The 13,151-nt window shown below is 27.3% G+C and carries 15 protein-coding genes and 1 riboswitch; of the genes, 5 read left to right on the forward strand and 10 right to left on the reverse strand.

Features of this window, described 5'->3' with window-relative positions:
* The first annotated feature begins 9 nt into the window (after positions 1-9).
* Positions 10-1,209 (forward strand): threonine ammonia-lyase, encoded by a 1,200-nt coding sequence (gene ilvA / locus AC2JAQ_RS07375; protein WP_488458632.1) that lies wholly within the window; start codon positions 10-12, stop codon positions 1,207-1,209.
* Between the two features lie 155 nt (positions 1,210-1,364).
* Here ilvA and AC2JAQ_RS07380 read toward each other — a convergent pair whose 3' ends face one another.
* The gene (locus AC2JAQ_RS07380; RefSeq protein ID WP_488458633.1) at positions 1,365-2,795 is read right to left on the reverse strand and encodes an amino acid permease; all 1,431 of its coding nucleotides are present in this window, start codon (positions 2,793-2,795) and stop codon (positions 1,365-1,367) included.
* Between the two features lie 123 nt (positions 2,796-2,918).
* Positions 2,919-3,093: riboswitch (Lysine riboswitch) on the reverse strand.
* A 213-nt stretch (positions 3,094-3,306) separates the two neighbouring features.
* On the opposite strand from AC2JAQ_RS07380, the gene AC2JAQ_RS07385 reads away from it, so the two are divergent.
* Positions 3,307-4,527, forward strand: a complete 1,221-nt coding sequence (locus AC2JAQ_RS07385; RefSeq protein WP_488458634.1) for a dicarboxylate/amino acid:cation symporter — start codon at positions 3,307-3,309, stop codon at positions 4,525-4,527.
* 37 nt (positions 4,528-4,564) lie between these two features.
* Here AC2JAQ_RS07385 and AC2JAQ_RS07390 read toward each other — a convergent pair whose 3' ends face one another.
* Positions 4,565-4,897 (reverse strand): hypothetical protein, encoded by a 333-nt coding sequence (locus AC2JAQ_RS07390; RefSeq protein WP_488458635.1) that lies wholly within the window; start codon positions 4,895-4,897, stop codon positions 4,565-4,567.
* Between the two features lie 277 nt (positions 4,898-5,174).
* Between AC2JAQ_RS07390 and AC2JAQ_RS07395 the strand changes: the two genes are divergently transcribed.
* Positions 5,175-5,822, forward strand: coding sequence for a YczE/YyaS/YitT family protein (locus tag AC2JAQ_RS07395; RefSeq protein WP_423239162.1), 648 nt, complete (start codon positions 5,175-5,177; stop codon positions 5,820-5,822).
* A gap of 30 nt (positions 5,823-5,852) precedes the next feature.
* On the opposite strand, the gene AC2JAQ_RS07400 is transcribed toward AC2JAQ_RS07395, so the two are convergent.
* The 3 genes from AC2JAQ_RS07400 to AC2JAQ_RS07410 form a co-directional block, all read right to left on the reverse strand.
* On the reverse strand, positions 5,853-6,071 hold the full coding sequence (locus tag AC2JAQ_RS07400) for a hypothetical protein (RefSeq protein ID WP_423239161.1): 219 nt from the start codon (positions 6,069-6,071) through the stop codon (positions 5,853-5,855).
* A gap of 61 nt (positions 6,072-6,132) precedes the next feature.
* On the reverse strand, positions 6,133-6,516 hold the full coding sequence (locus AC2JAQ_RS07405; protein WP_488458636.1) for an NUDIX domain-containing protein: 384 nt from the start codon (positions 6,514-6,516) through the stop codon (positions 6,133-6,135).
* A gap of 352 nt (positions 6,517-6,868) precedes the next feature.
* A complete protein-coding gene (locus AC2JAQ_RS07410) occupies positions 6,869-7,603 on the reverse strand; it encodes an HAD-IB family hydrolase (RefSeq protein WP_423239159.1) in 735 nt (244 codons plus the stop codon).
* A gap of 170 nt (positions 7,604-7,773) precedes the next feature.
* Here AC2JAQ_RS07410 and AC2JAQ_RS07415 point away from each other — a divergent pair, with 170 nt between their 5' ends.
* Positions 7,774-8,310 (forward strand): ECF transporter S component, encoded by a 537-nt coding sequence (locus AC2JAQ_RS07415; protein WP_488458637.1) that lies wholly within the window; start codon positions 7,774-7,776, stop codon positions 8,308-8,310.
* An 80-nt stretch (positions 8,311-8,390) separates the two neighbouring features.
* Here the strand turns inward: AC2JAQ_RS07415 and AC2JAQ_RS07420 are convergent, their stop codons facing one another.
* Complete coding sequence (locus tag AC2JAQ_RS07420) at positions 8,391-9,143, reverse strand: exodeoxyribonuclease III (protein WP_488458638.1); 753 nt, start codon at positions 9,141-9,143, stop codon at positions 8,391-8,393.
* Positions 9,144-9,345: 202 nt separating this feature from the next.
* Between AC2JAQ_RS07420 and AC2JAQ_RS07425 the strand changes: the two genes are divergently transcribed.
* On the forward strand, positions 9,346-9,768 hold the full coding sequence (locus AC2JAQ_RS07425) for a GNAT family N-acetyltransferase (protein ID WP_488458639.1): 423 nt from the start codon (positions 9,346-9,348) through the stop codon (positions 9,766-9,768).
* Positions 9,769-9,950: 182 nt separating this feature from the next.
* On the opposite strand, the gene AC2JAQ_RS07430 is transcribed toward AC2JAQ_RS07425, so the two are convergent.
* From AC2JAQ_RS07430 to AC2JAQ_RS07445, 4 genes are all read right to left on the reverse strand, one after another.
* Positions 9,951-10,373, reverse strand: coding sequence for a GNAT family N-acetyltransferase (locus AC2JAQ_RS07430; protein ID WP_488458640.1), 423 nt, complete (start codon positions 10,371-10,373; stop codon positions 9,951-9,953).
* 25 nt (positions 10,374-10,398) lie between these two features.
* Entirely contained in the window at positions 10,399-11,196 is a 798-nt protein-coding gene (locus AC2JAQ_RS07435; RefSeq protein ID WP_488458641.1) for a class I SAM-dependent methyltransferase, read from the reverse strand.
* 169 nt (positions 11,197-11,365) lie between these two features.
* Positions 11,366-11,836, reverse strand: coding sequence for a glutaminase (locus tag AC2JAQ_RS07440; protein WP_488458642.1), 471 nt, complete (start codon positions 11,834-11,836; stop codon positions 11,366-11,368).
* A 136-nt stretch (positions 11,837-11,972) separates the two neighbouring features.
* Positions 11,973-12,683, reverse strand: coding sequence for a nuclease-related domain-containing protein (locus tag AC2JAQ_RS07445; RefSeq protein ID WP_488458643.1), 711 nt, complete (start codon positions 12,681-12,683; stop codon positions 11,973-11,975).
* Positions 12,684-13,151 lie beyond the last annotated feature (468 nt).

A 13,151-nucleotide genomic window follows, 5' to 3' on the forward strand; every position in this document is an offset into this window, starting at 1 on the left:
GTGATTATTTTGTATTTAGAAAAAATTATTAAAGCAAAAAAGAATATAGAAGATGTAGTTATAAAAACGCCTTTAATATACAGTGAGGTATTTTCAAAGAAATCTGGGAATCAAGTGTATATGAAATGTGAAAACTTACAATTAACAGGAGCTTATAAAATTAGAGGTGCATTAAATAAGATAAGAACCTTATCAGAGGAAGAAAAAGCAAGAGGTGTTGTATGCTCTTCCGCTGGGAATCATGCTCAAGGTGTAGCTTTTGCCGCCTCTCAAGCTAATGTAAAATCAACTATAGTAATGCCTAAAACCACTCCTCTATTAAAAATTCAATCTACAAAGGATTTAGGAGGAAATGTTGTCTTATCAGGATATGTATACGACGATGCTTTTAATGAAGCTAAAAGAATAGAACAAGAACAAGGTGCTTTATTTATCCATCCATTTAATGATATCGATATAATATGCGGTCAAGGTACTGTTGCTTTAGAAATCTTTGAAGATTTAAAAGATGTAGATGTTATTCTTTGCCCAATAGGCGGTGGTGGTCTTATAAGTGGAGTTACTTTAGCAGCTAAAGAATTAAACCCTAATGTGAAAATAATAGGAGTTCAAGCTAAAGGTGCTAATGCCATGGAACAAAGTTTTAAATCAGGCAAAATAGTCAATTTAGAATCTGTAGATACAATTGCAGATGGTATTGCTGTAAAGAGACCCGGTGATTTGACTTTTAATTTTATAAAAGAATATGTAGATGATATAATAACCGTTTCAGATCATGAAATAGTTGAAGCTTTCTTTACCTTAAGTGAAAAGCACAAACTTTTAGCAGAAGCTTCTGGTGCTGTTTCATTAGCAGCCTCTTCTAAGTTGAAATTTAAAGATAAGAATGTAGTATCAATAATAAGTGGTGGTAATATAGACATGGTTACCATAACTTCATTAATAAATAGTGCCTTAGTAGCTAAAGGTAGACTTTTTGGATTCAGTTTAGAAGTTCCTCATAAACCAGGACAAATTTTAAAAATCGCAAAAATTCTTGCTGATGTAAATGCTAATATAGTAAAACTTGAACATGATCATTTTAAAGCAATAGATGCTCTAAAAAATATGGTTATAGAAATAACATTAGAAACTAATGGACATTCTCACATTGAGGAAATTAAAAAGGCTCTAACTGATCAGAACTATGTAATTAAGCAAATTTATTAATATAAAAATAATAAACAAAAGAGATAGAATTTTAACTAATTAAAGTTTTATCTCTTTATTATTTAAAATGTTCTACTTCTCTACTCTACATATTAAATAAAAGCTAATAAAAAAGAGCCTATTTGAATAGACTCCTTTTTTGAAAGTGTATATTATTAAAAATTATCTCTACTTAAATCAACATCTTCTAATTTTATTAATTTAGTATGATATTTAAATTTGTAATAAAATAATAAAGCTAAGAATAAAGGAATTCCTATGTATGATGAAATTAATCCACCCCAGTCTATTCCATTTCTAACATCTAAATAAGCATATCCTTGCCCCAAAACAATTATGCCACATAATATTAAAGCAATTATAGGTCCAAGTGGGAATAATTTAGCTTTATAAACTAATTTACTCATATCTTTCCCTTGTGCCACATAAGCTCTTCTAAATCTATAGTGACATATTGCAATACCAAGCCATGCTATAAATCCTGATAAACCAGATGCTGCTACAAGCCATACATATACAGTATTCTCAGCATAAATGCCTGTTAAAAAACATAAACTAGCAATTATTGTTGTTACTATGATTGCATTAACCGGCACCCCTCTAGAATTTGTTTTTCCAAATATTTTTGGTGCCATTCCATTCTTAGCCATAGCATAAAGCATTCTACTTGATGCATACATTCCAGAGTTACCAGCTGATAAAACTGATGTAAGTATTATCGCATTCATAACTGATGCTGCACCAGCTAGTCCAATTTTTTCAAATACTACTGTGAAAGCACTTGTTTCTACTCCTGCTTGAGCATTAGGTACTAAAGCTCCGATTACTAAGATTGTTCCTAAGTAAAATAATAATATTCTCCAAAAGATTGTGTTAACAGCTTTAGGTACATTCTTTTCAGGGTTTTCACTTTCTCCAGCAGCAACCCCTACCAACTCAGTTCCTTGGAATGAGAAACCAGCTATTAAGAAAATCATAAATATAGATTTTGCTCCTCCAATAAATGGACCTCCATTAGCATAAAAGTTTTTAAAACCTACTTTTTCTCCACCAATTATTCCAAATATCATAAGCACACCTACTATTAAGAAAATAATAACAGTAGCTACTTTTACTGTTGCAAACCAGAATTCTGATTCTCCATAAGCTTTAGCAGACAATAAATTAAGACCTAATATAATTACTAAGAATAAAGCACTCCATACTATAGCTGGAACGTTTGGAAACCAGAATTTCATTAATAAAGAACCTGCAACCATTTCTGCTGCTATTGTTATAGCCCAGTTATACCAATAGTTCCAACCTAAGGCAAATCCGAAGGCTGGATCTACAAATTTTGTTGCATAAGTTCCAAAAGAACCTGTCTCTGGCATATATGTTGCCATTTCACCTAAGCTTGTACATAAGAAATAAACCATTATTCCTATTACTCCATAAGCCACAAAGGCTCCTCCAACGCCTGCTTGATGTAAAGTATCTCCCATTGCTAAGAAAATACCTGTACCTATGGCTCCTCCCATAGCAATCATACTAAGGTGTCTTGATTTCAACCCTCTTTTTAGATTAGTATTTTGTTCCTGACTCATTTTTAGTCCTCCTTATGGTTTTAATAATTAAGCCATAAGTGATAACTAAGTTTCGCTAACAAAAGAAACCCTTAAGCGTGGTTTCATGCTTAAGGGTTTGTAAAGTCTTATACAATACTCTTCTTTCATGATAGCACACCACAAAATTAATTGTGACAGTGTTACATATATTATATGTAACCCCAACCTAATAGAATTAAAGCCTCTTCTAATGGTTTCGGCGATTCATCCTTTCACTTTGCTTCACAGTGCTTACCTCTGCAAAGATACTATTAATCATCGCGCCTCTATCTCAGTTATTCACTTTCTATTAATAATTATGATGTTAAATTCATAAATTGTCAATTATTTTTTCGTAACAATTAAATCCAATTTTAAAATTACACTTGTAAAAATAATATATTTTATAAGTAAAAATTAATAGTTAACCTTGACTTTAAATATTAATTATAGTAATATGTACTCATATTAAAAACATGTGTATTCAATAAAAATACAAAAGGGGGCTATTATGAAAAATTTATCTTTAATAAAAAGAATATTTTTTGCAATTATTTTAGGAATACTGATTGGGCTAGGTTGTTCCTATATAAATTTTGATATACCCGTTAGGGCGTTAATGACCTTCAATGGACTATTTGGAAACTTACTTAGTTTTTTAATACCACTTATAATAGTTGGATTTATAGTACCTGGAATTGCATCTTTAGGAAATAAATCAGGGAAAGGACTTTTAGTAACAACTTTAATCGCATATGCATCAACATTTTTAATAGGTATAATAACATTCTTTATAGGACGTTCATTACTTCCTAAATTTATAGTAAGTGCTTCTTTAAGCACTAGTTCTGTAAATGTTGAACCGTACTTTACAATTGACATACCTCCAATGTTTAGTGTTATGTCTGCCTTAGCTTTTGCATTCCTACTAGGTATAGGAATATCAAGAATAAAAAATAGTTACTTATTAAAAGTATCTGAAGAGTTTAATCATGTTGTTTCATTAACAATAAAAAATCTTTTAATACCATTAGTTCCAGTATATATTCTTTCAATATTTGCTAAATTAAGTTATAATGGTGAGATATTTACTACTTTAAAATCCTTTGGACTTGTTTACGTCGTTCTTTTCTCAATACAAGGAGCTTATTTATTAGTTCAATATATTTTATCTGGAACTATAAAGAAACAAAATCCATTTAAATTATTAAAAAATATGGTTCCTGCATATATGACAGCTTTAGGTACTCAATCATCAGCAGCTACAATTCCAGTCACTTTAAACTGCACTAAAGAAAATGGTGTTGATGAAGATGTTTCAGACTTTGTTATACCTTTATGCGCTACAATAAACTTAGCTGGTGATACTATAACTTTAGTACTTGCTTCTATGGCTGTAATGTATATGAAAGGACAAGTTCCAACATTATCACTTATGTTACCTTTCATAGTTATGTTAGGAGTGACTATGGTAGCAGCACCTGGAGTACCTGGTGGTGGCGTTATGGCTTCTCTAGGTTTACTTGAAAGTATGCTTGGATTTGGTAATGTGGAAAAATCATTAATGATAGCATTACACGCCGCACAAGATAGCTTTGGTACAGCAACAAACGTAACTGGTGATGGAGCTATAGCCATAATAGTAGAATCGATATTAAAAAGAACTAAAAACTCGAATCTTAAAATTGAAGAGGTTGAAAAAGACTTTCTTCCAGAGGCTAGCTGTAATTAAAAAAAAAATGACTATGAGAAATTCTCATAGTCATTTTTTATTTAATAATTATATTATTGCTTTTTGGGAATAACTGATCATATAAAGCATCAAATCCCTCATCAGCTAATACTACTTCAGTATCATCATTTACATAGAATTGATTCATAGTATTCATTATAAGCTCATATTTTTTTAGATTACCTTCCTCAAGTAAAACCTCATAAAGATATGCTAAGTGGTTTTGCATATACTCTTGCATACTCTTCATTTCTTCATCAGAAATTTTATTTTCCTTATGAAGCTTACTTACAGGTCCATTCTTAAAAATAAAATATGTTGAAGCTTTTGCTATTCTAGCAATATGTTCTTTAGTCTTATTATCCTTCATGTTTTTCACCTCTCTATATCTAACGTAATAATTATAAGATAAAAATACGTACTTTTCAATTTTTCTTATTTATACCAATAATATAGTTTTATTATCCTATTTTCACATTAAATTGTAAAAGATTTTATGTGTTTATTAAATATATTTGACATATTGATGAACAACTTGTATAATCATTTTGTTTGGTATTCTTTTAAGTTTTTAAATGCACATTAAATATTAAATTCACATTCAATAATACGATTCACAAAACTCAAAAACAAGGAGTGTATTAAAAATGAAAAAAGAAAAATTTATTCCTAAACTTATATTTTTCTTATTAGGAATGGCAATCATACAATTAGGTGTTGTAATATTCTTATTAAGTGGTGCAGGATCCGATCCTTTCACTGTATTTACTCAAGGACTTTCAAAAGCTTTAAGTGTTTCAACTGGAACAGCTAACATGATAATACTTGTTACTTTAGTTATTGGAATCTTTATTGTAGATAGAAAACAACTTAAACTTGGAACTTTTGTACTTGTTTTAGTAGTAGGACCTACTATAGATGCTATTATGGGATTATTACAAAAGGCTGGATTAGATACTTCACTTAGTAGTTTTAACTTACCTGTAAAATGTGTGATTGTAGCTTTAAGCTGTATAATAATAGCTATAGGATTCTCATTCTTAGTTAGTACTGAATTAGGAGTTGCACCAAACGATTTAGTTCCTCTTATAATAAGAGATAAAACTAATTTCCAATACCGTTGGATACGTATCGGCTTAGATTTAAGCTTCTTAGTAGTTGGTTATTTATTAGCTGGTGTTGTTGGTGTTGGTACAATAATAGCAGTTCTTTTCACAGGTCCGGCTATACAATTCTTTATGCCACCATGTGAAAAAATTGTACATAAATTCATAGGAAAAACTGCTGAAAAATAATAAAAAAAACAGTCCATATGGACTGTTTTTTTATATTTCTTGATATCTAGCTATAAGTTCTACTAATTCATCACAGAAAGCATCATATCTTTCTGTAGGATGTGTTACCGTTATTTTAATTTCTTCTCCAATTTCAACCTTCTTCTGATCAGGTGAAAAAGTAAAAGCTAATGCATCTTCTCTATTATATATCGGTTTTATAGTAACATGAAAATCTTCTCCTAAAATTTTCTTTCTTAATAATGTCATAATAATCACCTCACAATTTTATTATAACAATAAAAGAAAAACATGCCAATATTGGCATGTTTTATATAGTCTCAAAAAAAGCGTTTATCTTTTCTAATTCTCCATCTGCAAAAGTATAGTTACTTAATTCATCTTTATTTATCCATTTGTATTCAGTTATGTTTGCACCACAAGTAACCTTTTCTTTTAAAGATCCTGTAAATACTCTTAAACTTTCCTCTTCATTAATAGTAAAATCACATAATTCTTTTAAATCGAAAACTATAGTTTTTAAATCTTCTTTTATAGCCCTATTTGCACATTTTTCTGGAGTTTCTCTACCTTTTATTTTTCTGTCAAAAAGATACCATAAGTGTGCATCAGCTTTTTTACCTTTTCTTTTTGAAATTAAAATATTATTAAAATCATCCTTTATAAGGATAGAACAAAATTTAATGTTACCCATATAAGTCTCCCCTTTTACACATTTCGCTTTTTATATACATATTATAGCAAATTATTATATATTATTGTGCTATTTTAATATAAGTTTAAATAAAGTTTTCAATATTATTTAATGATCTTTATATTTAATTATTTTTAAACCTTTAACTTATCTTATATATATTCGATTGTTATATATTCAGTTGAAAAGCACCCTTTTATTTATGTGAATTATAATTCTAATTTAAATATTTTTATTCGTTGTATTACGTACTTTTTTAATAACTTAACAAAATATAAACCCCGTATTTTTAGGCATAATTACGAATGATATAATAAAAAAGGAATGCTCTAAGAGTGATTCCTTTTATTATTTATAATAGTTTTAAATTATTTATATCTAAGTCATAAGTAACATCTTTTCTTTCGACAATAACTTTAATTTTTTCTTTGATTTCGTCACATTCAAGTACCTTAGTTAAAAGTTCTCTTGTTGGATTAATTGCATATGGTATTCCAACACTTTTAAACATAGTAAAGTCACCTGAAGTATCTCCATAAGCATAGCTATTTTCTAAATCTATATTATATTTTTCTTTTAATTCTAAAATAGCTTTTTCTTTACTTTCTGAATCCCACATAGGTATTATGTCACCATTATATGTATTATTGTCATCAAGTTTGTATATAGTACCTTTGAAATCATTCATATTATATTTTTCTGACATCTCTTTTACAAGTTCATAAGGTGAACCAGAAATAGCTATTACTATATGTCCTTGTTCTTTATGCCATTTAATTCTTTCTCTAGTAAAGGTATATACTCTATCCCCTTTTTGCTCTATTACTTTTTTAGCTATGTATTCTATATGATGATTGCTTATACCTTTTATAGCTTCAGTATATATATCAACCATTTTAAGTAAGTATTCATCATAATCACCTTGTCTTTTATCCCATTTTATAAAAGCAGGACGTACATCTTTATACCATTTAGTTTCATCAACTAATTCATATTTTATTATTTTTTTAAATACTTCTGTTATTAGTCCTTCTCTATATATTGTTCCATCAATATCAAAAAATGCTGCTATGTTTCTCTTTTTCATATTTTTCACTCCTCTTCTGTATGCTTTCCATTTATGTATTATTTAACAGTATATCATAAATAAATAAATTTTAAAGGGAATATATAAAATATAATTGTACCCATACATTTGATAATGTATTAATAATATTTTAATATATAACTATATTTTTTATTCAGGAGGTTAAAAAGATGAATATTAATACTGATAAGAGGTTTCATAAGACAGTTTTTACAGCGTTAATGATTGCAATAATATTTATAGCAGCGAGCTTAATAAGAATACCTACTATTGGCGGATATGTTCAACTAGGTGATTGTATGGTTCTTTTATCTGCAGCATTATTAGGTAAGAAAAGAGGTGCTATTGCAAGCGGTATTGGTATGGCTCTTGTAGACTTATATGGTGGATATATAATTTGGGCACCATTTACTTTTATAATAAAGGCTTTAATGGCATATATAGCAGGATATCTTCTAGAAGCTAATCATAGAAAGAGTTATTTAATTCCTTTCTTAATTTCAGGAGTTTTTATGGTAGTAGCATATTTCTTCGCTGGAGCAATAATAGCATTCCTATTCACAGGAAGTTCTAATACTCTTATAGGAGCTTTAGCTTATTCAGCAAAAGATATAATAGGTAATATAATGCAAGCTGGTGTAGGTATAGTTATAGCATTACCACTTTCAAAAGTATTATATAAACAAGAAAAGAAAGCTTTTAGCTAAAATTTATTAAAATTATTACTTGATAATAAAAACGTACAAACAACTTACACTGTGTTTGCACGTTTTTATTATTTTAAGTATTAATCCATTATTAATTTAACAGGACAGTGATCTGAGCCTAATACTTCTGTGTCTATAGAAGCATCTTTTATTCTTGACTCTAAACTCTTTGAAGCTAGGAAATAATCAATTCTCCATCCAGCATTATTCTTTCTTGCATTGAATCTATATGACCACCAAGAATAAATTCCTTCTACCTCTGGATTGAAGTAACGAAAAGTATCTATAAATCCACTTGATAATAATGTAGAGAATTTATCTCTTTCTTCATCTGTAAAACCAGCATTTTTTCTATTTGTCTTAGGATTTTTTAAATCTATTTCTTTGTGAGCAACATTTAAATCACCACATACAACTAGGCCTTTTTTAGAAGAAAGATCTAAAAGATAGTTTCTAAAATCATCTTCCCATTGCATTCTATAATCTAATCTAGCAAGTTCACTTTGTGAGTTAGGAGTATATACAGTTACCATATAGAAATCTTCAAACTCTAAAGTTATAACTCTTCCTTCTTTATCATGATGCTCCATATTTATTCCGTAGTAAACATTTAAAGGTTCTTTTTTTGTAAATATTGCAGTTCCAGAGTAACCTTTTTTCTCGGCATAATTCCAATATTGATAGTATCCTTCTAAATCAAGATCTATTTGTCCTTCTTGAAGTTTAGTCTCTTGTAAACAAAATATATCAGCATCTTCAGATTTAAAATAATCTAAAAATCCTTTTTTAACACAAGCTCTTAAGCCGTTAACATTCCATGATATTAATTTCATTTTTTTATTTCCTCCTAGGTAGTAAATTCATATCTATTACTTATATTGTAATAAAAAAACTAAAATAAATCATTACTTAATTGAAAATAATAATTAATCCATAGTTATTATAATCTAACTTTTATTAAATAACTTAAATTTTTTAAATAAACTATACATATAATATATTTAAGAATAAAATATGGGGAGATGAGAGAGTCAAATGGATGTATTAGTTAGGTTTGCTAATAAAAATGATTTGAAGGCAGCTATAAACTTTGATTTACATAAAGATAAAAGTATAATTTCTAATAAAATAGAAATGAAAGAAGTTATAGTAGCCGAATTAGAAGGAGAGATAGTAGGATGTCTAAAAATAGAATATATTTGGACTCATATGCCTTTTATAAGCTATGTAATAGTCAAAGAGGGGCTTAGAACTTCAGGAATTGGAGCAAAACTCTTAAGTTTTTTAGAAAATTATTTAAAAGAGGAAAAAAATTCAGAATTCTTATTAAGTTCCTCAATGATAGATGCTACAAAGGCTCAAAAATGGCATATGAGAAGAGGTTTTAAAGAGTGTGGTTTTATCTCTTCAATAAATGAAAACGGAGTTGGTGAAGTATTCTTTAAAAAATACTTATAAGTTATCTCTTTATGCACTTATAAAAAAATATATCTTATCCAATAAAAGATAAGATAACACTAAAATTGATAATTATGATAATAAAACAATTTATATTAACTTAAGCAATATAAGGTCACTAACTTAATTATAAAAAAATATAAAACCTCAGTAATAATTACTGAGGTTTTATATTTTTTTATTTATTCTATATAATTTACAAAAGCTACTCCATTATAATTATCAATTGATTTAAAACCAACCTTTTTATAAAACTCAACTGAAGCTTCTGCATCATCACTTATCAATACTTTTTGTTTAACATTTTTATATTCATCTAATACAGCATTAATTAATTCTCTTCCAATACCATTTCCTTGATATTCAGGAAGTACTATTATATCTTGTATATATATGATGGTTAAACCATCACCAATAACTCTAATAAGTCCTACTAACTTTTTACCATGCCAAGCTGAAGTTATTTTTAATGATTTTTTAAATGCAATTTCTAATTTATTTAAATCCTCAGTATAATCAAACCATCCTGCACTTTCATATAATAAAGCAATACTTTTTATATCATTAATTGAATCACTTTTTAAAATTACTTTTTCTAAATCCATAAAACCTCTTTAATTAAAAATAATATTATTTTTTAGTTATAAATAATAGATGATTACTGCATCCTAAAAATTCTGGCTTTTCTGAGCAATAATAATGATAATTTAACCATAAATTATAGTCTTTTTCATCCATAGCATTTATCTTATCTGCTAAAAGTTCACTTAAACCATCTGCAGCAATTTCTGATATTATTTTAAGATTAGAGTTATTTAATAACTTTCTACATTGATCAACAGTATCAAATACAAAAGGAAAATCAACTACCTTAAATGTTTCATGATTATAAGTATCTCCTTTTAGAAAGTCTAGGTTATAACACATGGTTTCTGTAGTTATTACCATATCATTAGATATAAAGGCAAAAAACATTTTTCCATCCTTTTTACAAACTCTTTTTACTTGTTCTATACATTTCATTCTATCTTCAATTTTACTTAGATGGTATAGAGGACCAAAACATAGTACAATATCATAACTATTATCTTTAATATTAGATATGTTTAGTGCATTACCTTGAAAAACGCTTAAATTCATGTCCTTCTCACATTTTTTTTTGATCTCTTTAACATGTTTTTCAACTAATTCAATAGCTGTTATCTCAAATCCTTTTTTAGCAAAATATAAACTATATTCTCCAGTACCAGCTCCTAAATCAAGAATCTTCATTCCTGGTTTAAGAAACTTTTCAATGTTTCTTACTGTTGTCAAGAATTCAACTTGAGTAGCCTTTGATGAAAGTCTAGTACTTTCATTAAATATACCATATAAGGCTGACACTCTTTCCTCTTCACTTTCAAATTTCAAGATCTCTTCTTCTCTCATAAATTTCTCCCCTTTAGTTAATATAATTTTATAAAATCTAAAAATAAGTAAATCATTAATATAGACAAGCTAAATTATCGCTTGTCCATATTTCATACATTACTATCATTACTTCTTTAAAACAATAATTACATTTAATATGAAAATAATAAGATTAAACTATTTAATATTATTCAATGCAAACCTTAAATATCTCAGATACATTATGAGTTTCATCCCAAACTCCTCTCACTTCAAAGTGATACTCTCCCTTTTCTTTAGGTAAGATAAAAGAATATTCCTCCTTTGAACTTCCCTTTAAATATTCATAATCTGTATAGGGGATAGTAGATAGTTCTTTGACTGTTACAGAATTAGGTTCTTTAGAAAACTTTATTTGAAGTGTTTCTCCGCCTTCTGCATATATTGGCTTATTTAAATTCTCTAAAGGCTCTGCAAAAGTACTATTTCCACCTAATTCTTTATTAAACCAATTAAATTCTCCATTGATTGTAGAAACTTTTTCATTATCATAAATTATTTTAAGCTTCGGTTTATCAAATGGAAAATCATCTTTAGGAACCATAGCTAATATGATAATTGCAATCATAAAAAGAATTAAACCTATAATCTTATTCCCATGCTTTAATAATATATCCATTTCTAATACTACCTCATTCTTTGTAATTTATTGTATTTTTTTCTATTATAAGTTATTAGGCTTCAATAATCAATTATAATAGAAAAAAATTACTTTAAAATAAAAAATGATTTTCTATTAAATAAAGAAATTACTTCTATTTTCCTTCAACTAGTATTTTAATTTTATTTATTATGTCATTTTTATTTTCAAATTTACATTTACTATTTGTAGATTTTATTTTATATAGCAATTTTTCAGGATCATCAAATATTATGCCATATGAATTACTTACATTTATATAAGATTCTTGTATAAAAGGACTGTTATTACACTTGAAAAATACCAGACCTATTATAGAAATGTCTATATCATATTTTTTTAAATATTTATCTAATCTGTAAACATGTGTTTTAACTTCCCTATATGGATTATAAATTGATATATAATATTTTTTGCCTTTTCTTCCTTTTCGCTTAACTTTAAGATGGTAATCTAATATATCACCTGTTATATTTCCCTTTATATTTTTAACTTCAATTATAAAAACACCATTATCTCCTACAACTATTGTATCTAATTGAGATGTTTTATTATTAATTTGCACTGTCACATCACAAAATAAGTGATAACTATCATCTAGATTTAAAAGCATGTTTTTAGCATAATTTTCACCCTCAAAACCTCTAGTATATAGCTTAAACTTTTTAGAATTTAAATTATATATTAAAATAATTAAAGCTATAATAGAAATAGGTTTGTAAATAACAAAAAATATTAGTGTTATGATGAATAAAATTGATATTTTAAAATTGCTCTTTTTTAAATATTCTTGAAGTTCTGTATTTTCTTTATTTAGTATAGCCATAAATCACCTCAAAATAAAATATACTTCTATTATTAGCCAAAATATGGTATATATAACTTTAATATTATTTTGGACTGATAAAAGTCAATAAGATATATTAAAAATAAAAAACTCCAGTACCATATAAACTAGAACCTATATAATGGACACTTATAAAAAGAGTCTATATATAGGTTCCTTTTTTGTACAATATTGGGATTTAGTAATCAATGAATTAAATATACGTTTTAGCGAAACACTATGGAAAAACGTATAAAAAAAGGAAAGCCATGAGGTAATCCTCACAGCTTAAAAAGTTGTTCTTTTATAACTATATCACTGTATATTTTAAACAACTTTTGGATATAATATACATAAGATATAAAATATTTAAATTTCAAAATTAGACTAAATTTTATAAAGTCTTTTTTCGAAAAACCTAAATCTATCTTAAGAAAAAGATTAGATTACACAAAGTATTTTACAGAC

Source organism: Clostridium sp. LIBA-8553 (assembly GCF_057782465.1).

Bases quoted from the DNA above. Each gene is read 5' to 3' on its own strand.
- AC2JAQ_RS07420 (WP_488458638.1), bottom strand. From the start codon at position 9,143: ATGAAATTAATATCATGGAATGTTAACGGCTTAAGAGCTTGTGTTAAA.
- AC2JAQ_RS07435 (WP_488458641.1), bottom strand. From the start codon at position 11,196: ATGAGAGAAGAAGAGATCTTGAAATTTGAAAGTGAAGAGGAAAGAGTG.
- AC2JAQ_RS07425 (WP_488458639.1), top strand. From the start codon at position 9,346: ATGGATGTATTAGTTAGGTTTGCTAATAAAAATGATTTGAAGGCAGCT.
- AC2JAQ_RS07395 (WP_423239162.1), top strand. From the start codon at position 5,175: ATGAAAAAAGAAAAATTTATTCCTAAACTTATATTTTTCTTATTAGGA.
- AC2JAQ_RS07430 (WP_488458640.1), bottom strand. From the start codon at position 10,373: ATGGATTTAGAAAAAGTAATTTTAAAAAGTGATTCAATTAATGATATA.
- AC2JAQ_RS07415 (WP_488458637.1), top strand. From the start codon at position 7,774: ATGAATATTAATACTGATAAGAGGTTTCATAAGACAGTTTTTACAGCG.
- AC2JAQ_RS07445 (WP_488458643.1), bottom strand. From the start codon at position 12,683: ATGGCTATACTAAATAAAGAAAATACAGAACTTCAAGAATATTTAAAA.
- AC2JAQ_RS07440 (WP_488458642.1), bottom strand. From the start codon at position 11,836: ATGGATATATTATTAAAGCATGGGAATAAGATTATAGGTTTAATTCTT.
- AC2JAQ_RS07410 (WP_423239159.1), bottom strand. From the start codon at position 7,603: ATGAAAAAGAGAAACATAGCAGCATTTTTTGATATTGATGGAACAATA.
- AC2JAQ_RS07380 (WP_488458633.1), bottom strand. From the start codon at position 2,795: ATGAGTCAGGAACAAAATACTAATCTAAAAAGAGGGTTGAAATCAAGA.
- AC2JAQ_RS07390 (WP_488458635.1), bottom strand. From the start codon at position 4,897: ATGAAGGATAATAAGACTAAAGAACATATTGCTAGAATAGCAAAAGCT.
- AC2JAQ_RS07405 (WP_488458636.1), bottom strand. From the start codon at position 6,516: ATGGGTAACATTAAATTTTGTTCTATCCTTATAAAGGATGATTTTAAT.
- AC2JAQ_RS07400 (WP_423239161.1), bottom strand. From the start codon at position 6,071: ATGACATTATTAAGAAAGAAAATTTTAGGAGAAGATTTTCATGTTACT.
- AC2JAQ_RS07385 (WP_488458634.1), top strand. From the start codon at position 3,307: ATGAAAAATTTATCTTTAATAAAAAGAATATTTTTTGCAATTATTTTA.